The 18,435-nt window shown below is 64.8% G+C and carries 16 protein-coding genes; 9 read left to right on the top strand and 7 right to left on the bottom strand.

Going from position 1 to position 18,435, the window contains the following annotated elements; all coding sequences use genetic code 11:
* Nucleotides 1-24 precede the first annotated feature (24 nt).
* The 4 genes from glyS to ACEWPM_RS07955 all read right to left on the bottom strand — a co-directional run bounded on the left by glyS (nucleotide 25) and on the right by ACEWPM_RS07955 (nucleotide 4,652).
* Nucleotides 25-2,169: a glycine--tRNA ligase subunit beta gene (gene glyS / locus ACEWPM_RS07970; RefSeq protein ID WP_393961132.1), complete on the bottom strand. Its 2,145-nt coding sequence runs from the start codon at nucleotides 2,167-2,169 to the stop codon at nucleotides 25-27.
* Between the two features lie 100 nt (nucleotides 2,170-2,269).
* On the bottom strand, nucleotides 2,270-3,121 hold the full coding sequence (locus ACEWPM_RS07965; RefSeq protein ID WP_393961131.1) for a DUF1206 domain-containing protein: 852 nt from the start codon (nucleotides 3,119-3,121) through the stop codon (nucleotides 2,270-2,272).
* A 74-nt stretch (nucleotides 3,122-3,195) separates the two neighbouring features.
* Entirely contained in the window at nucleotides 3,196-3,720 is a 525-nt protein-coding gene (locus ACEWPM_RS07960) for a DUF6446 family protein (protein WP_393961130.1), read from the bottom strand.
* A 2-nt stretch (nucleotides 3,721-3,722) separates the two neighbouring features.
* Entirely contained in the window at nucleotides 3,723-4,652 is a 930-nt protein-coding gene (locus ACEWPM_RS07955; RefSeq protein ID WP_393961129.1) for a glycine--tRNA ligase subunit alpha, read from the bottom strand.
* A gap of 224 nt (nucleotides 4,653-4,876) precedes the next feature.
* Between ACEWPM_RS07955 and ACEWPM_RS07950 the strand changes: the two genes are divergently transcribed.
* From ACEWPM_RS07950 to lpxK, 6 genes are all read left to right on the top strand, one after another.
* The gene (locus tag ACEWPM_RS07950; RefSeq protein WP_393961128.1) at nucleotides 4,877-6,685 is read left to right on the top strand and encodes a serine protease; all 1,809 of its coding nucleotides are present in this window, start codon (nucleotides 4,877-4,879) and stop codon (nucleotides 6,683-6,685) included.
* A gap of 94 nt (nucleotides 6,686-6,779) precedes the next feature.
* The gene (locus ACEWPM_RS07945; RefSeq protein ID WP_393961127.1) at nucleotides 6,780-8,552 is read left to right on the top strand and encodes an ABC transporter ATP-binding protein; all 1,773 of its coding nucleotides are present in this window, start codon (nucleotides 6,780-6,782) and stop codon (nucleotides 8,550-8,552) included.
* A 93-nt stretch (nucleotides 8,553-8,645) separates the two neighbouring features.
* Nucleotides 8,646-8,990 (top strand): hypothetical protein, encoded by a 345-nt coding sequence (locus tag ACEWPM_RS07940; RefSeq protein WP_393961126.1) that lies wholly within the window; start codon nucleotides 8,646-8,648, stop codon nucleotides 8,988-8,990.
* A gap of 118 nt (nucleotides 8,991-9,108) precedes the next feature.
* The gene (locus ACEWPM_RS07935; protein ID WP_393961125.1) at nucleotides 9,109-9,351 is read left to right on the top strand and encodes a DUF4170 domain-containing protein; all 243 of its coding nucleotides are present in this window, start codon (nucleotides 9,109-9,111) and stop codon (nucleotides 9,349-9,351) included.
* Nucleotides 9,352-9,361: 10 nt separating this feature from the next.
* Entirely contained in the window at nucleotides 9,362-10,612 is a 1,251-nt protein-coding gene (locus tag ACEWPM_RS07930; RefSeq protein WP_393961124.1) for a 3-deoxy-D-manno-octulosonic acid transferase, read from the top strand.
* Nucleotides 10,612-11,604: a tetraacyldisaccharide 4'-kinase gene (gene lpxK / locus ACEWPM_RS07925; RefSeq protein ID WP_393961123.1), complete on the top strand. Its 993-nt coding sequence runs from the start codon at nucleotides 10,612-10,614 to the stop codon at nucleotides 11,602-11,604. The genes ACEWPM_RS07930 and lpxK overlap by 1 nt, the downstream gene beginning before the upstream one ends.
* Nucleotides 11,605-11,621: 17 nt before the next feature.
* On the opposite strand, the gene ACEWPM_RS07920 is transcribed toward lpxK, so the two are convergent.
* Genes ACEWPM_RS07920 through ACEWPM_RS07910 form a run of 3 tightly spaced genes read right to left on the bottom strand, consistent with a single transcriptional unit; the run spans nucleotide 11,622 to nucleotide 13,939 of the window.
* Nucleotides 11,622-12,731 carry a CaiB/BaiF CoA transferase family protein gene (locus tag ACEWPM_RS07920; RefSeq protein WP_393961448.1) on the bottom strand — a complete coding sequence of 370 codons (1,110 nt, stop codon included), beginning with the start codon at nucleotides 12,729-12,731 and terminating at the stop codon, nucleotides 11,622-11,624.
* A gap of 11 nt (nucleotides 12,732-12,742) precedes the next feature.
* Nucleotides 12,743-13,411, bottom strand: coding sequence for a DsbA family protein (locus ACEWPM_RS07915; protein WP_393961122.1), 669 nt, complete (start codon nucleotides 13,409-13,411; stop codon nucleotides 12,743-12,745).
* A gap of 18 nt (nucleotides 13,412-13,429) precedes the next feature.
* Nucleotides 13,430-13,939, bottom strand: coding sequence for a DUF721 domain-containing protein (locus ACEWPM_RS07910; RefSeq protein ID WP_393961121.1), 510 nt, complete (start codon nucleotides 13,937-13,939; stop codon nucleotides 13,430-13,432).
* Between the two features lie 93 nt (nucleotides 13,940-14,032).
* Here ACEWPM_RS07910 and mutY point away from each other — a divergent pair, with 93 nt between their 5' ends.
* From mutY to ACEWPM_RS07895, 3 genes are all read left to right on the top strand, one after another.
* On the top strand, nucleotides 14,033-15,118 hold the full coding sequence (gene mutY, locus ACEWPM_RS07905; RefSeq protein WP_393961120.1) for an A/G-specific adenine glycosylase: 1,086 nt from the start codon (nucleotides 14,033-14,035) through the stop codon (nucleotides 15,116-15,118).
* A gap of 95 nt (nucleotides 15,119-15,213) precedes the next feature.
* Nucleotides 15,214-16,335 carry an alkane 1-monooxygenase gene (locus tag ACEWPM_RS07900; RefSeq protein ID WP_393961119.1) on the top strand — a complete coding sequence of 374 codons (1,122 nt, stop codon included), beginning with the start codon at nucleotides 15,214-15,216 and terminating at the stop codon, nucleotides 16,333-16,335.
* Between the two features lie 52 nt (nucleotides 16,336-16,387).
* Nucleotides 16,388-18,355 carry an oxidoreductase gene (locus ACEWPM_RS07895; RefSeq protein ID WP_393961118.1) on the top strand — a complete coding sequence of 656 codons (1,968 nt, stop codon included), beginning with the start codon at nucleotides 16,388-16,390 and terminating at the stop codon, nucleotides 18,353-18,355.
* The last annotated feature ends 80 nt before the right edge of the window (nucleotides 18,356-18,435 follow it).

Genomic DNA, 18,435 nt, shown 5'->3' with positions numbered 1-18,435 from the left:
GCGAGCGGCGCAAGCCGGGCGTCCCTAGCCTTCGATCTTGCTCAAATCCGCCGCCGATAGTCCGATCTTGCGGATTTGGCCCAGCATGTTCAGCCGGTTTCGGCGCACCACCTGGTTTTCCGCATTTACTTGCACCGCCTCGAAGAACGCGTCGATCGGCGCGCGCAAATCCGCGAGAGCCGACATGACGGCGGCGAAATCCTCGGCCTTGAGGGCGTTGTCGATCTGCGGTGCGGCCGCCTTGAGCGCGTTGAAGAGCGCGCGCTCCTCCTCGGTCTCGGAGAATTTCACATCCGCACCGAAGGAATATTCGACCCCGTCCTTCTCCTCGGCCTGGGTCAGTATGTTGTTCGCCCGCTTGAAGCCCTGCAGCAGGTTTTCACCATCCTCGGTCTTGAGGAAATCGCTCAGCGCCGTGGCGCGTTTGACCAGCAGCGCGAGGTCGTCATTTCCGTCCATCGCGATACAGGCGTCGATCACGTCATGGCGCACGCCCTGGTCGCGGAGATAGACCTTGAGGCGGTCGTGAAAGAAAGCCTCCAAGTCGTCGGTGAGCTCTAAAACATCCTCGAGCTTTGACGGCTTGAACGTCCTGCCTTGGCGCTGATCCAAATACCCTCTGGCGACAGCATCAGGAAATTTCTCTGCCGCTTTGTCGAAAAATTCTGAGAGATTTACCCGAAGCCCATTTTCCAGCACCAACCGAATAACCCCCAGTGCCGCTCTCCTCAGCGCATAGGGATCCTTGCTCCCGGTCGGCTTCTCATCAATCGCCCAGAAGCCCGTCAGCGTGTCGATCTTGTCGGCCAGCGCCACGGCAACAGACACCGGCGCAGACGGCACGGCATCTCCCGGCCCCAGCGGTTTGTAATGCTCTTCGCAGGCTTGCGGAACGCCGTCGTCATGGCCCGCGGCCTGCGCGTAATAGCGGCCCATCAGGCCCTGCAATTCGGGGAATTCGCCTACCATTTCCGATTGCAGATCGGCCTTGGCAACGCGCGCAGCCTCGGCCGCCAGATCCGGCTTGGCGCCGACCACTGGAGCGATTTCACGCGCCAGCGCCTCGATCCGGGCAATGCGGTCCGCTTGCGATCCCAGCTTGTTGTGGAAGGTCACGTCACTCAGCCCAGCGGCCATCCCCTCCAGCCCGCGGTCCTGCACCAGCCGCAGATCATTCTCCCAGAAGAATTTCGCATCCGAGAGCCGCGCGAAGAGCACCTTTTGATTGCCGGCAAGGATCGTCTTGCCATGATCGGACGTCTCGCGGTTGGCGACGGTCACAAACCGCTCAATCCGGCCCGTTTTGGGGTTGCGGACCGAGAAGAATTTCTGGTGTTCCTTCATCGAGGTTTGCAGCACCTCGGGCGGCAGGCCGAAGAACGTCTCGTCGATGGTGCCCATCAGCACCACGGGCCATTCGACCAGCCCCGCCACCTCGGCAAGCAGGCCAGCATCCTCGACCACTTCCAGACCGGCCGCAAACGCCTGATTGGTGGCGTCCTGCCAGATGGCATCCGCGCGCTCGGCGGCGTCCAGCACTACGCAAGCCTTCTTCAGCTTGGCCGCATAGTCGTCAAAGCTGCTGACGGAAAAACGCCCCGGCGCCATGAAGCGGTGGCCCTCGGTGGTAATGCCCGCCTTGATGCCATCCACGTCCAGATCCACCACCTGCGCCTCGCCCGCGTCATCGGTGAGAATGCACAGGATCGAATGCAGCGGGCGCACCCAGCGCAAGCTACCGCTGCCCCAGCGCATGGATTTGGGCCAGGGGAAGTTACGAATGACCTGCTCCAGCACCTCGGCCACGATGACATCGGCATTGCGGCCCGGACGGGTGATGGTGGCGTAATAAACCTGACCCTTCTTCTCGTCGCGGATTTCCAGATCGTCGCGGGTGACGCCCGCACCGCGCAGGAAGCCCTCGATCGCCTTTTCGGGCGCGTCAGTGCGGGGACCCTTGCGCTCTTCGCGCAGGGTGGGGGATGCGGCGGTAAGGCCGCTCAGCGCCAGCGACAGGCGGCGCGGCGTCGAAAAGGCGGCAGCACCTGCATAGGTCAGGCCAGCCTCGACGAGGCCGTCGGTCACGCGCGCCTTCAGGTCCTCGGCGGCACGGCTCTGCATCCGCGCCGGGATTTCTTCGGAGAAAAGTTCGATCAAAAGATCCGGCATGGCCTCACCATCGTCATGGACGTCACGGGCCGCAAAAACGTGCGGCAATTCGGTGAGGGGGATACCCGCGCACCGGCCCGAGGTCCAGCGAATAGCGGGCCTAGCCCGGCGCGTGCGCCTTTGCCTTGGCTTTGGCCTTGGAGGCAAGGGTTTGCACATCCGAACCTGCGCGGCGCGGCACGATGCGGTAGACGGCCTCGACTGCGTTTTCCAGTGCGAAGCACAAAAGGCCGATGGCCATCGCGGCAAAGAGAACCGCGCCGTAGCTCATCGAGCGGATGTAGCCTAGCGCTTGCCCCACGCCGCCCGCCTGACCGGGATCTGAGGTCAGGCCCGCGTAAAGGAGGAATCCCCCGACGATGCCAACAATGATACCTTCGGCCAAGAAACCGGTTTTCATCATGGGGTCGAGCCGCTCGGTCGTGCGGGTGACGACGATGTCTTCCTTATATTTGCCGCGCAGACCTTTCTGGATGTAGTAGATACCCGCACCGATAACCGCGGCGCCGACAACGGCGACCAGCGTGGGGCCATATGGCAGCGCCATCAGCTTGGCGGTCCAGTTTTCGGCGCCGCCGCCACCGCCGCTGTTCTGGCCGGTGGCAAGGCCAATGATCGACACGCCAAGCACGCCGTGAATGAGGCCCGTGACCATCTGGGCGAGGCGCGCAAACATGCCCTTGGCATCGTCGCCGTAATTCTCAAGGTCCATAGCCGCATCAATAAGCCGCCAGACCATATAGGCCATCAGGCCGAGGCCGATGATCCACAAAAGGAGGTCGCCGAAACTGACCTGCCTGAGGTCCGCCAGCGCGTTTTGCGTGCCTTGCGCCGCACCGCCCCAGAACACCGCCGACAAGGCAAGCCCGCCCACGACCAGATACACCAATGCCCGCGCGCCATAGCCTGCGCGCATGACCGGTACGACCCATCCGGGTGCCTTGTTATCCATTGGCTCTCTCCCTCTGATCTGAGGAGGAAAGCATCTGGTGCGGCACTTTGTTCCGTGGGGATATGTCGCGGCGGTCAGTAGTCTTCGGGTGGGGTGGGGCAATCCTCGGGCGCCGGTTTGCCGTCAAACACGATCTCGCCGCAGCGATTGAGCTGATCCCAGACCCAGCCGCGCCCGTCCTCGTGGATGGCGACGACACGGTCGATGCCGTACTCGATATTCTCAGTACCCATGAAGGCAAGCGCCGCGCCGGATTCAATTGCCGCGCCGATTTCCTCCGCATCAAAGCAGTCGAACCAGCCGGGCGCGGTCAGCGGCACGGCCTCCTCGTCCAGCATGTAGGTTTCGGTCAGCATCGCGTGGCCCATCGAGGTGTCAAAGCACGCGCGGTAGCGGATGGGCGAGCTTGAGGCGTCGATGCCCCGGAAGCTCTCATAGGGCACAGGCTCGGGCATGCCGGTGATCAGCGAGGTGATCTGCACGTCCGTCTCGCCATTGGGCACGACATCCTCGTAATAGGCGTAGACCTGTTGGTAATACATCAGAAAGCCGCCGCCGATTGCGCAGACAAGCAGGAGCACTGTCAGGAACTTGCCCATCCTCAGGCGGCCCAGCCGCCGGCGCTGGTCTGCACGAAGGCATCGGCGCATTTCTTGGCGAGGGCGCGCACGCGGCCGATATAGGCCTGCCGCTCGGTCACCGAAATGACGCCGCGCGCGTCCAGCAGGTTGAAGATATGACTGGCCTTGATGCACTGGTCATAAGCCGGATGGGCCATCACGATGCGCTTTCCGGTCTTTGGGTCCGTGTCCGGCGCGTCCAGAATGGCGCGGCACTCGGCCTCGGCCTCTTCAAAGTGGCGCAGGAGGGTGTCGGTGTTGGCCACGTCGAAATTCCACCGTGAATACTCCTCTTCGGTCTGGCGGAAGATGTCGCCATACGTCAGCGGGATGGGCGCGGAGGGATCGTTGTAGGGCATGTCCATCACGTGATCGACGCCCAGCACATACATCGCGAGGCGCTCCAGCCCGTAGGTCAGTTCGCCCGAGACGGGCGTGCAGTCATGCCCGCCAACCTGCTGGAAATAGGTGAACTGGCTGACTTCCATGCCATCGCACCACACCTCCCACCCAAGACCCCAGGCACCCAGCGTCGGGCTTTCCCAGTCATCCTCGACAAAGCGGATGTCATGCAGCGCCATGTCGATGCCGATCGCCTCGAGCGACCCAAGATAAAGCGCCTGCAGATCGGGCGGGCTGGGTTTGATCAGCACCTGATACTGGTAGTAATGCTGCAGGCGGTTGGGGTTCTCGCCATAGCGCCCATCGGTGGGGCGGCGCGAGGGCTGCACATAGGCGGCGGCCCAGGGTCGCGTGCCAAGGCTGCGCAGTGTGGTGGCCGGGTGGAACGTGCCGGCGCCGACCTCCATGTCATAGGGCTGCATGACGGCGCACCCCTTGGTGGCCCAATAGCTTTGCAACCTCAGGATAATCTCCTGAAAGCTGCGCGGTTTGGCTGGCATATCGCTCATGAGGGCCTCTCTGGACGTCGGCGGGGCAGAAGGCCCCTGAAACAGCGCCTTCTACCTACGGCGGCCCGCGCGAGGGGTCAATCACGGCGGAAGGGGTAATTTGTCACCCCAAGATCGACAAAGCGCGCCTGCAGGATGGATTTTGGGTGCACACAGGCGGAATTTTGGTAGAACCCTTGGAAATACGGTAAATTGCGCGATTGGCTCAGGGGTTAGACTTTAGAATGATACGGAGTTTTCTGGCGGCTGTCGCCGTTGTGATCGCGGGCGCCGCCGGCGTGGGGGCGCAGCAATCAGGCGCAGACGGTGAGATGGTTTGGGTCCAGATCGAGGCGCAACCAAACCTTGCCGCGATCAACGAGGCGCTGCGCCGCCGCAGCGCGGAGCTTCAGGACGTGAATGGCTTCGATCTGGACGGATCGGGATGGTACGTCGTCTCGCTTGGGCCGTATCGGCCTGAAAAGGCGTCCGAAATCCTCAGCCGTCTGCGTCGCGACGGACGCATCCCGCGCGACAGCTACATCGCCGCGAGCAGCGATTACGCACGCCAGATTTGGCCGGTCGGCGCGAACCTTCTGGCCGAGGGCGCCGCCGCGCCGCAGCCCGATCCCGCATCGGAGGCAACAGACGAGACCGCGCTTGCCGCGCCCCAGGCGCCGCAAGCCCCCGTGCCTGACACACAACCCGAAATCGCGCCCGCGCCGGAATTTCAGGACGAAACCCCACGCGAGGCCCGCGCCAGCGAGGCCACCCTCACCCGAGAGGAGCGCGCGGACCTGCAAGTTGCGCTGCAATGGGCCGGCTTCTACGACGGCCGCATCGATGCGGCCTTCGGGCCGGGCACGCGAAACTCGATGGCTGGCTGGCAGCGCGCCAATGACTTCGAGGCCACCGGCATCCTGACCACGCTGCAGCGCGCCGAGCTGCTGCGCAGCTATAACGCCGTGCTGGAAGGCATGGACATGCAACTGGTCAGCGAGCCCAAGGCCGGGATCCAGATGCAGCTGCCGCTGGGCGTGATCGAATTTGCCCGCTACGAGCCGCCTTTCGTGCAGTTCGATGCCAGTGGCGATCTGCCCGCGCGCGTGCTGATGATCAGCCAGGAGGGCACGCAGGACACACTTTTTGGCCTTTACGACATCATGCAGACGCTGGAGATCGTGCCCCAGGACGGCCCGCGCGAGCGCCGCAGCGACGGCTTCACCCTCGTCGGAGAAAACGCGCGCATGATCTCGCATACCGAGGCCAGCCTGCAAGACGGGCAGATCAAGGGCTTTACCCTGATCTGGCCCGCAGGCGACGAGGATCGCCGCGCCCGCATTCTGGGCCTGATGCAGGATAGCTATACCCGCATCGAAGGCGTTCTGGACCCTGCCGCCGGGGCTAATGACGCGCAGAGCATCGACCTTGTCTCGGGGCTGGAGATCCGCAAGCCGCTCTTTACGCGCTCGGGTTTTTACGTCGATGGGCGCGGGACCGTCGTGACCACCTCCGAGATCGTGGGCGCCTGCGGGCATATCACCATCGAGGACGGGCAAAAGGCCGAGATCGCTGCCTCGGACGCCGAGCTGGGCGTAGCGGTTCTGCGCCCGACTGGCACCATCGCCCCTATCGGCGTCGCCGCCCTGTCGCAAAGCGCGCCGCGCCTGCAATCCGAGGTGACGGTAGCGGGCTATTCCTATGGCGGCGTTCTGGGCGCGCCCTCCCTGACCTTCGGCACCGTGTCCGACATTCGTGGGCTGAACGGCGAGGATAACGTGGCGCGCCTTGCGCTCAATACGCTGGAGGGCGACGTGGGCGGTCCGGTGATGGATGCAGGCGGCGCCGTTCTGGGCATGCTGCTGCCGCGCCAGCAGGGCGGCCGCATGCTGCCCGAGGATGTCGCCTTTGCCGCCGATGCCGAGGCGCTGGCCGGCGTGCTGAGCGAGGCCGGCACCGCGCCGGCAACGGCAGGGCCGGGGGCCGCGCTGGCCCCGGCGCAGATGTCGGACCGCGCAGCCGGCATGACCGTGCTGGTCAGCTGCTGGGAATGACCATAGCCGAAAAGCCATGCGGGGGGCAGGTGACCTTGCCCCCCAAACGCGGTAGGAGCAGGCCAACCGCCAACACCCAAAGGCCCGCCATCCGATGAGCAAGCCCGAAAAATCCAAGCGCGCGCCCCTCTATTCCGAGCGGGACAAGGAAAATCTGCGCTGGCTCTGGTCGCGGTATCTGCGGCAGAAGACGCCTTGGCTTTTCGTAGTGCTGGGCATGATCCTGGTGCAGGGCGTTGTCTATCAGCAATTCCTGTCGATGACCGAAAGCGGCCTGCGCGTGATCTTTGACAGCGGCAGCGTGGCCGACCTGATCCAAGTCTGCATCGTGGTCTTTATCCTCTTCGCGGTGCGCGGCATGATGTCCTATCTGGTTCCGCGCGTCACGGTCTGGATCAGCAATGACGCGATCTTCCAGATGCGGCGCGATCTGATCGAACACATGATGAAACTCGACCTCGCTTATTTCGAACGCACGAAGTCGGGCGAGCTTATCCAGCGGTTGGTGACTCAGACGCAGGCACTGGGTGTTTTCGTAGGCCAGGCCACTGCCAACGCCGTGCGCGACGCGGTGACCGTCATCATCGTTTCGGGCTACCTGATCTGGAAGAACCCGATCCTCTTCGCGACCGCCGTTGTCGTGCTCCCGTTCATAATCTGGGTGATGAACTACGTCTCGGACCGGGTGAAGATCGTGCAGGGCGAGGCCGAGACGGCGATGGCCGAGTACATGAACGGCATCGAGGAAACGACCGCCGGGATGCGCACGGTCAAGATCGCCAGTCAGGAGGGCGTCGAGACTGACCGCCTGATGAAAGGCACCGCTTCCATCCGCGATCTGATGAACCGCGTGCAGATCACGCAGGCGCTGACGATGCCGTCCATCGATCTCAGCTCGGCATTTGTCTACGTGCTGGTGATTGGCGGCGGCGGCTACATGGTTCTCTCGCCCAATTTCGACATGGATGGCGCGGGCATCATCACCTTCCTTCTGGGGATGGTCATGGTCTTCGATCCCGCCCGGCTTCTGGCGATGTTCTTTGGCAGCCTGCCGTCCAATCTCGTGATACTGGAGCGGATTCGCCGCCTTTATGACGAGGTGCCCACCATCACCGACAAGGAGGGCGCGGTCAGTGATTTCGACACCCATGGCGATATCAGGCTGGAAGATGTGCGTTTCTCCTATTCGAAGGACCAGCCGCTGTTCCACGGGCTCGACATGACGTTCAAGGGCGGCGAGGTCTCGGCTATCGTTGGCTCGACCGGATCGGGCAAGACGACGGTCCTGTCCCTGCTGACGCGGCTCTACGATACCAAGGGCGGGCGAATCACCATTGGTGGGCAGCCCATCGACCAGCTGAAGGTCAGCGCGCTGCGCGGGGCTTATTCGGTGGTCGCGCAGGACATCGTCATCTTCAACAACTCGATCTGGGAAAACATCCGCTATGTCCGCCCGGATGCCAGCGATGAAGAGGTCTGGCAGGCGGCGGAGAATGCCGAGATCGCCGACCTGATCCGCGCCCGTGGCGGCGCGTCTGTCGGCCCCAAGGGCGCGCAACTGTCGGGTGGCCAAAAACAGCGCATCGCCATCGCGCGCGCCTTTCTCAGCGATGCACCGATCCTTCTGCTGGACGAGGCGACAAGCGCGCTCGACCAGGCGACCGAGGCGCGCATCAAGAGCGCTCTGGACCGCCTGACGCGCGGGCGCACGACGATCGTTGTCGCGCACCGGCTGTCGTCGATCGCGGGTGCTGACCGGATCTTCGTGATGGAGGCCGGACAGCTGGTGGAAGAGGGGCAGCATGATCAGCTGCTCAAGCAGAACCGGCTTTATGCGCAACTCTACAAGACGCAAAAACAGGCCTAGCGATGGCAACGCGGGGCCGCTGCCTGCTGTTCGGGCCGCGCATGATGGCGTAGCATGCAAATGTAGCTAGCCCTTGCTCCAAGGAGACACGCCATGCGACCGACAATAATTTCACTCCTCCTCTTTGCGCTTTCCAGCGCGGGCGCATCAGCGGGCGGGGTGGCCATGTGCCTCGAAAAGAGTGGCACGACCGAAGCACAATGCGCCTGCGCTGAGGCCGCGCTGATCGAAGAGATCGGCGCGGACGACGCCGGAATCTATGACCGTGTCGGCACGCGCTATCTAGAAAGCAGGGAGGCTGGCCAGTCGATGGGGGATTCCTGGGACGCGGCCATCGCCGCGACCGCCGCCGAGATCGGCGTTGGCCGCACTGCACTGCTGACCCGCATGAATGTCGCGGGCAAAGCGCATCGGGGTGCGATCAAGGCCTGCGAATAAAGCGTTTGACGGACCGCTTTGACGGCACGGGCGCGGCCGCGCCCCTTGCCCCCGTCTGCGCCAGCCCATAGTTTCGCGGCCAAGCCGAAAGCCAGAAGTAACCCTACAGGAGCCAGCCATGACCCAACGCCTTCACCTCGTCTTTGGCGGCGAATTGACCGATCCGTCCAAGAACGTGTTCAAGAATGTGAACGATCTGCATATCGTCGGCATCTTCCCCGATTACGAAAGCGCCCATCACGCTTGGAAGGCCGAGGCGCAACGCACTGTAGACAACGCGCATATGCGCTATTTCATCGCCCATCTGCACCGCCTGCGCGACGAAGAAGCGCCTGCATCGCCCACCGAAGAGCTGGGCTAAGGCACAGGCTATGGCCCGCTCGCTCAGCCTTGCGGCCTATATGGCGCTGGCCCGGCGTAGCGGCGGCGCGACTAGCGCGGGCTTTGCCCCCAGCGCCAAACGCCCCGAGGGCGCGGTGATCTGGGGCCACGCCACCAGCCTTGAGCATGCCAATGCGCTGGTTCAGCTGACGCAGCGGCTGGCGGCGCAGCGCGGCAGCGCCTCCGGCGTCGCAGGAGGCGGTCTTCACCTGCTGCTGACCACCGCGCCCGGAGTGCATATGACCGGCCATGCGCGCGCGCTGACATGCCGCCAGAGCCTGCAGGCCGACAATCCTGCCGAGGCGGAGGCATTCCTCGCGCATTGGCGCCCCGATATCTGCCTCTGGACAGGCGGCGATCTGATGCCCGCGCTGCTGATATCGGCTGACGAGGCGGGCGTGCCCCTGATCCTGGTCGATGCCGAGACATCGATGCTCGAGCGCCCCGGCTGGCGATGGCTGCCCGACATGACGCCGGCTCTGCTGACCCGTTTTCACCGCATCTTGGCGCGCTCGGACGGGGCCGCACGCCATTTGCGCCGCCTCGGAGTGCCCGAAGAAAAACTCAGCGTCACCGGCCTTTTCCAGGAGGGTGCCATCGCCCTGCCCTATGACGAATCCTTGCGCGACGAAATGGCGACATCTCTGCGCGGGCGGCCTATTTGGCTGGCTGCGATGGCGCGCCATGCCGAGCTTGAAATGATTTTGGACGCGCATCGGCAGGCCAGCCGGTTGGCGCACCGCCTGTTCCTGATCCTCGTGCCCGAGGACCTGGACGAGACCGACGAGTTTCGCGCGACCCTGCGCAAGGGCAACTGGCGGCACACCATCTGGTCGCAGGGCGGCATGCCCGGCGAGGCAACGCAGGTCCTGCTGGCCGATACGCGCGGTGAGATGGGACTGTGGTACCGCCTTGCCACGATCTCTTTCATGGGCAATTCCCTGCTTCCCGGCATGCGCGGCAGCGATCCAAACGAACCTGCGGCTCACGGCTCGGCCATTGTCTATGGCCCGAATGTGGCGCGCTACTTGCCCAGCTACAAGCGCTACGCGGGCGCCGGTGGCGCCCGCATCGTTCGCGATGGCGAGACGTTGGCCGCCGCGCTGGCCCATCTGATCGCCGCCGATCGCAGCGCGACCATGGCCCATGCCGCGTGGGAGGTAGCGACCGCGGGCGCCGAGGTGACGGACCATATCCTAGACCTGTTGCAGGACATGCTCGACGATCTGGAGTTCGCCTGATGCGCGCGCCCGCCTTCTGGCTGCGCCCACGCCATGCGCCGGGCCTGCGCGCGCGCCTTTTGTCGCCGCTGGGGGCGCTCTATGCGCGGGTCACGGCGCGGCGACTGGCCGCTGGCGACCCGGTGCGCGCGCCTGTGCCGGTGATCTGCGTTGGCAACCTGAATGCCGGCGGCACGGGCAAGACGCCGACGGTCATCGCATTGGTCCAGCATCTGGCCGCACGCGGCCGCGCCGTACATGTGGTCAGCCGCGGCCATGGCGGGCGGCTGGAAGGGCCGGTGGAGGTGGACCCCGCCGCGCATGACGCCGCCGATGTCGGTGACGAGCCTCTGCTGATTGCCGCCTTCGCTCCCGCCTGGGTCGCGCGCGACCGCGCCCTGGGCGCGCTTGCCGCAGCCGCAGCGGGGGCCGAGGTGATCGTGATGGATGACGGGTTTCAGAACCCGTCCCTGCACAAAGACCTGTCCCTGATCGTGGTCGATGCCGTCGCCGGTTTCGGCAATGGCCGCTGCCTGCCCGCCGGCCCACTTCGCGAACCGGTGGAGGTGGGCCTTACCCGCGCCGATCTGCTGCTGTCGATCGGTGGCGCGGCAGCGCAGAAGGCGTTTGAGGCAGCGTGGGCTGACGCGATCCCCCTGCCGCATCTGCGCGGGGCGCTGGCGCCCCTGCAGACCGGGATGGACTGGCACGGAACCCGCTGCCTCGCCTTTGCGGGAATCGGGCATCCCGAGAAGTTCTTTGCCACGCTCAAGGCGATGGGCGCCGATCTGGCCGGGACCGAGGCGCTGGACGATCACCAGCCTTTCACTCCCGCCCTGCTGACCCGGCTGGAGGCAGAGGCTGCCAAGTTGGGAGCGCAACTGGTGACGACCGAAAAAGACGCCGTGCGCCTTCCGGCGGGCTTTCGCGCCAAGGTGCTGACACTTCCCGTCAGGCTGGAGATCGAGGACTGGACCGAACTGGATACCCGGCTGTCGGCGCTCGGCCTCTGAGCCGAGCCCCGACAGCTTCAACTCTTCGGCAGCTTCGGCGACGCCTTGTCCAGCGACAGCTCGGCATCCGAAAACCGTATCGGCGTCCTGACGCCTGGCACACCATCCGGGGCGATCTGCATACCGCGCGCGATGATCTGCGGATCGGCATAGACCTCGTCCAGCGTGTTGATCGGCCCGGCGGGCACACCCGCCGCCTCGCAAGCAGCCAGCAGTCCGTCCTTTGTGAAGGTCACCGTGCGGGCCGTCAAAAGCGCGCTCAGTTGGTCGCGCAGCGCGACCCGGTCCGCGTTGGTCCCATATTCCGGCGCCGTCGCCAGATCGGGCACGCCCAGCGCGGCGCAAAGCCGCCGGTACTGCGCGTCATTGCCGACGGCGATGATGATATACCCGTCCGAACAGTCGAAGACCTGGTAGGGCGCAAGGTTGGGATGAAAATTCCCGATGCGCCCCGGCGCCTCGCCAGTTGTCAGATAGTTCATCGACTGGTTCGCCGTGACCGCCACGGCTACGTCCAGCAACGCCATGTCGATTTGCTGGCCCTTGCCGGTCGCGGCGCGTTGGTGCAGCGCCGCGAGGATCGCGGTGGTGGCATAGACGCCGGTGAAGATATCGGTGATCGCAACGCCCACGCGCTGCGGCTGGCCATCGGGCGCGCCGGTGATGGACATGAGCCCCGACATGCCCTGGATGATGTAATCATAGCCCGCGCGATGCGCGTAGGGCCCATCTTGGCCAAAACCGGTGACCGAGCAATAGATGAGCCGCGGGTTCAGCTTGGACAGGCTGGCATAGTCCAGCCCGTATTTCGCCAGACCGCCGACCTTGAAATTCTCGATCACGATATCCGCGTCTTCGACCAGCGCGCGCACCTCCGCCTGCCCCTCGGGCGTGCGGAAATCGATGGCGACGCTGCTCTTGCCGCGATTGGTGCCGTGGAAATAGGCGGCGCTGCGGTCACCCTCGCGCTCGACGAAAGGCGGGCCCCAGCGACGGGTATCGTCGCCCTCGGGACTTTCCACCTTGATCACCTCGGCGCCCAGATCGGCCAGCGTCTGACCGGCCCAGGGGCCAGCCAGAATGCGCGCCAGTTCGACGACCTTGAGGCCGGCCAGAGGTGAGGCCACAGGCACGGTGCTCATTCTGCCAGCTTCTCGTCGATGATCTCCTGCAGGTCGGCATAGGCCATGTTGCCGTATTGCTGACCGTTGATCATCAAGGTGGGGGTCGAGCTGATATCGTCCGCGTCCTTGTTCTGATTGAACCAGGCCAGCAGGGTCTCGGCCTTGTCCGCGTCTTCGAGGCAGGCGTTGATCTGATCCTCCTCAAGCCCGGCAACCTTGCCGATGCGCCGCAGGTTGTTCGAGATGGTGACCGGATCATCCGCGTTCAGCCATTCCTGTTGCTGCTCGTAGAGCATGCCCGAAATGCCGAAGAACCGCACCGGACCCGCGCAGCGCGCCAGCATCGAGGCCCAAAGGCCGACACGGTCGAAATAGACGTCGCGGTAGATGAAATGCACCTTGCCGGTGTCGATGTAGTCGCGCTTGAGGCTCTGGAAGGTGGTCTGGTGGAACGTGGCGCAATGCGGGCAGGTGAAGGACGCGTATTCGGTGATCGTCACCTTGGCATCCTCGGGGCCCATCGTCATTTCAGTGATCGACGAGGTATCGACATCGGCGTATTCAGCCGTGCCTTCCGCGTCGGTGGCGGCCATGTCGGCCTCCTCGTGACCGCCCAGTTGCCACCAGAGGACACCGCCAACAATGGCCAGAAGGGCCGCCCCGATGAGTAGTTTGCGGTTCATTGCGATATTCCTTTTGGATCAGCGTTTTGACTTGGATAATACGTTTTGGGCCAAGGCTTCAAGCGCGGCGCGCAGCCCCGCATCGGCCACGGGTGCGGCGATGCGGCGCGCCTCCTCGATGGCTTCGGGATCAGGCGGGCGCGGGGTCGGCTTGGGCGCGCGATGCTGAAAGCTGACCTGCCCCTCGGCAAAGCCGGTTGGCGCGGTCTGGGTGATGGTGATGCGGCTGATCGCGTTATAGCCGTAGACGGCGTTGACGCGCGCGCGCAGCCCTTCCTTCTGCATCTCCAGCATGGGCGCCTGCGCACCGGTGGTCAGCAGGGTCAGCGTCGCGCCCATGCCGCCGCGCCCATGGCCCACCTTGACGGGCCGCGCGATGGCGGCGATGTCCTCACCGACGATCTCGGCCCATTGGGTCAGAAGCCGCGATTCGGCAAAGCCGCGGCTTTCCGACGCCTTGCGAATGCGCTCTTGCAGCAGCGTGCTGGAGCGGGCGAAACCCTTGGTGGTGGGGCGGCGGGGCGACATGCGTTGACCTCCTGTCGATGCGCGCCATTCTAGGGCATGGTGCCGGCCATGCCAGCAGATAACCCGCAGAAACGACAAAGGGCGACATAAAACATGCGTGAGATATCGCCAGAGTTAACGCCCGCGCCCCGCGCCGCCGACCTGCTGGACTGGTATGACCGCCACGCCCGCGCCATGCCCTGGCGCACGCCCCCAGCCGCGCGGCAGGCCGGCGCGCGCCCCGATCCCTATCGCATCTGGCTGTCCGAGGTGATGCTGCAGCAGACGACCGTCGCTGCCGTGACGCAGTATTTCAACCGCTTCACCGCGCGCTGGCCCACGGTGGCCGATCTGGCCGGGGCCAAGGATGGCGAGGTGATGGGCGAGTGGGCCGGCCTTGGTTATTACGCGCGCGCGCGCAACCTGCTGAAATGCGCGCGCGCCGTGGTGGCAGATCATGGGGGCGCTTTCCCCGCCGATCACGCCGCTTTGCTGAAACTGCCCGGCATCGGCCCTTATACGGCGGGCGCAATCTCGGCCATCGCCTTTGATCTGCCCGAGGTGGTGGTCGACGGCAATGTGGAGCGGGTCATGGCGCGCCTCCATGACATCCACACCCCTCTGCCCGCCGCCAAGCCCGAGCTGACCGCCGCCGCCGCCGCGCTGACCCCTGCCGAGCGTCCGGGCGATTATGCGCAGGCGGTGATGGATCTGGGCGCCACCATCTGCACGCCGCGCAGCCCCGCCTGCGGCATCTGCCCTTGGCGCGCGCCTTGCCTCGCGCGGGCCAAGGGCACCTCCGCCGAACTGCCCAAAAAGACGGCGAAAAAGGCCAAGCCTGTCCGCCTTGGCATCGCCTATGTCGTGCAGCGCGCGGATGGCGCGATCCTCTTGGAGCGGCGCGAGGATCGCGGGCTCTTGGGCGGTATGCTGGGCTGGCCCGGCACCGATTGGTCCGAGGACGCGCCCGCGCCCGCCCCGCCGCTGGAGGCCGACTGGCAGGCCCTGAGCGAGGAGGCGCGCCATACCTTCACGCATTTCCACCTGCGCCTGACGGTGCGTGTGGCGCAGGTGCCCGTGGGCGCAAACCCCGAACGCGGCGTCTTCGTCGTGCCCGCCGAATTCAAGCCCGAGCAGCTGCCCACGGTGATGCGCAAGGTGTATGACCTGTCGCGTGGCGTTCTGCCAGGAATGGAGTAGATTGCGCGCAAAAGCCCGTTTGTCGTGCGCGTTTCGCCTTGATTGAATGCGATGCATCGCGCGAGACGATCTCATCACCGCCGGAGCGTTCCTCGATGTCCACCCTCGCCCAGATTCACCGCGCCATTCCCTTCTGGATGTCGCTGCTTTTGGTCCCTGTTGCCATCCTTGGCGCCCTTCAAGGCGGCTGGGCGGTGATCCTGCTGCCGCTCTTCACCTGGTATTTCTTTTCGCTGCTCGACGCGTTTCTGGGCCTCAACCTCGACAATCTCGATCCCGATGGCGGCGACGACATGACATGGTATCGCGCCATCACGCTGATCTGGGCGCCGGTGCAATTTGGCCTCCTGTTTTGGCTGATCTGGTATGTGCCGCAGGCCGCTCATTTGGGCACGCTGGAAAAGATCGTGCTTTTCTTTGGCGTCGGCGTCATCACCGGCACGGTCGGCATAAATTACGCGCATGAATTGATGCACCAACGGCCAAGGGGAGAGCGCATGCTGGCCGATCTCCTGCTGGCGATGGTCCTTTACTCGCATTTCCGGTCCGAGCATATGCTGGTCCATCATCGCCATGTCGGTACCCCGCGAGACACGGTGACCGCGCGCTACAACGAGGGCTTTCACCGCTTTTTCGCGCGCGTTTTGCCGGGCGTCTACACCTCTGCTTTCCGCGCCGAAGCGGCGATGCTGGCGCGCAAGGGACATGGTGCGCTGCATCGGCGCAACCCCTTCTGGCGCTATTGGGCGCTACAGGCGGGCATGCTGGCGCTGGCGCTGATCCTTGGCGGTTGGGTGGGCCTCGCGCTCTTCCTCTGGCAGGCGCTGGTTGCGATTTGGCAACTGGAGCTGGTGAATTACGTCGAGCATTACGGCCTCACGCGCGAGCATCTGGGCGATGGCAGGTATGAGCATGTCAAACCGCGCCACAGCTGGAACGCCTCACACAAGGCGACCAACTGGCTCTTGATCAACCTGCAGCGTCACTCAGACCACCATTACAAGCCCGACCGCCGCTTCCCCCTCTTGCAGAACTACACCGAGGACGAGGCGCCGCAGCTGCCCTACGGCTATCCGATAATGACCATGGCGGCGATGGTCCCGCCCATCTGGCGCCGCGCGATGAACCCGCGCGTACGCGCATGGCGCAAGACCTATTATCCGGGCATCACCGACTGGAAGCCCTATAACAAGGCGCAAAATCCGCCCCCCGCTTGAAGCCGCCGAGACGCGGGGCTAGCGTGACGGCAATTTCAGCCGGAGACACGCCATGCCCGACACCGCCCAGCCCTTCGCGCATCTCTTTGCACCGCTCAAGATCGGCGGTGTCGAGGTCAGGAACCGGATCCTGTCGACCGGGCATGACACGTCGATGGCCCATGAGGGCCACGTGACCGACGCCATGATCGCCTATCATGAAGCGCGCGCGCGTGGCGGCGCGGGCTTGATCGTTTCCCAAGTCGTCGGCGTGCACGAAACGGCGCGCTATACCTCGCATGTGCTGATGGGCACCGATGACAGCTGCTTGCCGGGCTTTACCCGACTGGCCGAAACGGTCCATGCCCACGGCACCCGCATCTTTGCCCAGCTGTTCCACCCGGGGCGTGAGATCATGGAGGTGGCAGACGGCACCGCGCCCGTCGCCTACTCGGCCTCGGCCACGCCCTCGGACCGTTTTCACGTCATTCCCCGCGCGATGTCAGTGGCGATGATCAATGAGGTCGCGGAGGGCTACGGCGCCGCCGCGCGCCGGATGCAAGAGGCCGGATTGGACGGGGTCGAGATCGTGGCCAGCCACGGCTACCTGCCCGCGCAATTTCTCAGCCCGCAGGTGAACCGGCGTGAGGATGCGTATGGCGGTAGTCTCGAGAACCGCATGCGCTTTGTCCGCGAGGCGATCGAGGCGGTGCGCAGGGCGACGGGCGAGGCTTTCGTGATCGGCCTGCGCATCTCGGGCGACGAGCATGTCGAAGGCGGGATGCGCGATGCGGACAGCCTCCAGGTGATCCGCGCACTGGCGCCGTCGCTCGACTACGTGAACGTGATCGCCGGCACCTCGGCCAGCCTTGGCGGCGCCATCCATATCGTGCCGCCGATGTTTCAGGAAACCGGCTATCTCGCCCCCTTCGCTCATGCGGTGAAGCAAGCCGTGGACATCCCTGTCATGGTCGCGGGCCGCATCAACCAGCCGCAGGAGGCCGAGGGCATCGTCGCCTCGGGGCAGGCCGATATGTGCGGCATGACCCGCGCGCTGATCTGCGATCCGGCGATGCCGGGAAAGGCCGAAGCGGGCCGCGCGGACGAGATCCGCGCCTGCATCGGCTGCAACCAGGCCTGCATCGGGCATTTCCACAAGGGCGTGCCGATCTCCTGCATCCAGTATCCCGAAACGGGGCGCGAGCTGCGCTATGGCTCCCCTCGCCGCACCGAGGCTCCCAAAACGGTGATGGTCATTGGCGGTGGTCCTGCGGGGATGAAGGCGGCGGCAACGGCGGCGGCGCTGGGCCATGACGTCACCCTGCACGAGGCATCCGGCCAACTGGGCGGGCAGGCCCTCTTGGCGCAGATGCTGCCGGGCCGGGCCGAGTTCGGCGGGATCGTCACGAACCTTGCAGGCGAGATGGAGCGCGCAGGCGTGACGGTGCATCTGAACAGCGAGGCCAATGCCGAAACGATCACAGACGCCGCACCCGATGCCGTGATCGTCGCCACCGGCGGCACGGCGCGGATGCCGCAAGGGGTGGAGTTCGGCGAGGACGCGCATATCGTCACCGCCTGGGACGTTCTGCGCGGCCTGCCCAATGTTGGCGGCAGCGTGACCATCGCCGACTGGCGCGCCGATTGGGTGGGCCTCGGGATCGCCGAGATGCTGGCCGCCGCCGGCCGTCGCGTGCGTCTTTGCGTCAATGGCACCCATGCGGGCGAGATGCTTCAAAGCTATGTGCGCGACAGCATGGTGGGCCGCGTTCAGAAATTGGGAGTCGAGATCATCCCCTATGCGCAGCTCTACGGCGCGGATGACGACACCGCCTATTTCATCCACGCCGCCAATGGCGAGGCCATACTGGTGGAAGACACCGATACGCTGGTTCTGGCGCAGGGCACCTCCAGCAATGATGCGCTTCTGGGCGCGCTCGAGGGCTATGATGGCGCGCTCATCGGCATCGGCGATTGTATGGCGCCACGCACGGCCGAAGAGGCGGTGTTGGACGGGCTGAAAGCAGCTTGGTCGCTCTGAAGAGCCATCAGCGTGATTTGAGTACTTCCACCAAGATGAAGCATGAGACGCGCAGCTTCATCTTGGCAGAATACTCAAGA

Origin of the sequence: Roseovarius maritimus (assembly GCF_043355895.2) — a bacterium.
GTDB lineage: Bacteria > Pseudomonadota > Alphaproteobacteria > Rhodobacterales > Rhodobacteraceae > Roseovarius > Roseovarius maritimus.
This window is presented reverse-complemented; position numbering and strand designations above follow the sequence as displayed.

Bases quoted from the DNA above. Each gene is read 5' to 3' on its own strand.
- mutY (WP_393961120.1), top strand. From the start codon at position 14,033: ATGCGTGAGATATCGCCAGAGTTAACGCCCGCGCCCCGCGCCGCCGAC.
- ACEWPM_RS07945 (WP_393961127.1), top strand. From the start codon at position 6,780: ATGAGCAAGCCCGAAAAATCCAAGCGCGCGCCCCTCTATTCCGAGCGG.
- glyS (WP_393961132.1), bottom strand. From the start codon at position 2,169: ATGCCGGATCTTTTGATCGAACTTTTCTCCGAAGAAATCCCGGCGCGG.
- ACEWPM_RS07940 (WP_393961126.1), top strand. From the start codon at position 8,646: ATGCGACCGACAATAATTTCACTCCTCCTCTTTGCGCTTTCCAGCGCG.
- ACEWPM_RS07950 (WP_393961128.1), top strand. From the start codon at position 4,877: ATGATACGGAGTTTTCTGGCGGCTGTCGCCGTTGTGATCGCGGGCGCC.
- ACEWPM_RS07900 (WP_393961119.1), top strand. From the start codon at position 15,214: ATGTCCACCCTCGCCCAGATTCACCGCGCCATTCCCTTCTGGATGTCG.
- ACEWPM_RS07935 (WP_393961125.1), top strand. From the start codon at position 9,109: ATGACCCAACGCCTTCACCTCGTCTTTGGCGGCGAATTGACCGATCCG.
- ACEWPM_RS07915 (WP_393961122.1), bottom strand. From the start codon at position 13,411: ATGAACCGCAAACTACTCATCGGGGCGGCCCTTCTGGCCATTGTTGGC.
- ACEWPM_RS07910 (WP_393961121.1), bottom strand. From the start codon at position 13,939: ATGTCGCCCCGCCGCCCCACCACCAAGGGTTTCGCCCGCTCCAGCACG.
- ACEWPM_RS07930 (WP_393961124.1), top strand. From the start codon at position 9,362: ATGGCCCGCTCGCTCAGCCTTGCGGCCTATATGGCGCTGGCCCGGCGT.
- ACEWPM_RS07895 (WP_393961118.1), top strand. From the start codon at position 16,388: ATGCCCGACACCGCCCAGCCCTTCGCGCATCTCTTTGCACCGCTCAAG.
- lpxK (WP_393961123.1), top strand. From the start codon at position 10,612: ATGCGCGCGCCCGCCTTCTGGCTGCGCCCACGCCATGCGCCGGGCCTG.
- ACEWPM_RS07965 (WP_393961131.1), bottom strand. From the start codon at position 3,121: ATGGATAACAAGGCACCCGGATGGGTCGTACCGGTCATGCGCGCAGGC.
- ACEWPM_RS07955 (WP_393961129.1), bottom strand. From the start codon at position 4,652: ATGAGCGATATGCCAGCCAAACCGCGCAGCTTTCAGGAGATTATCCTG.
- ACEWPM_RS07960 (WP_393961130.1), bottom strand. From the start codon at position 3,720: ATGGGCAAGTTCCTGACAGTGCTCCTGCTTGTCTGCGCAATCGGCGGC.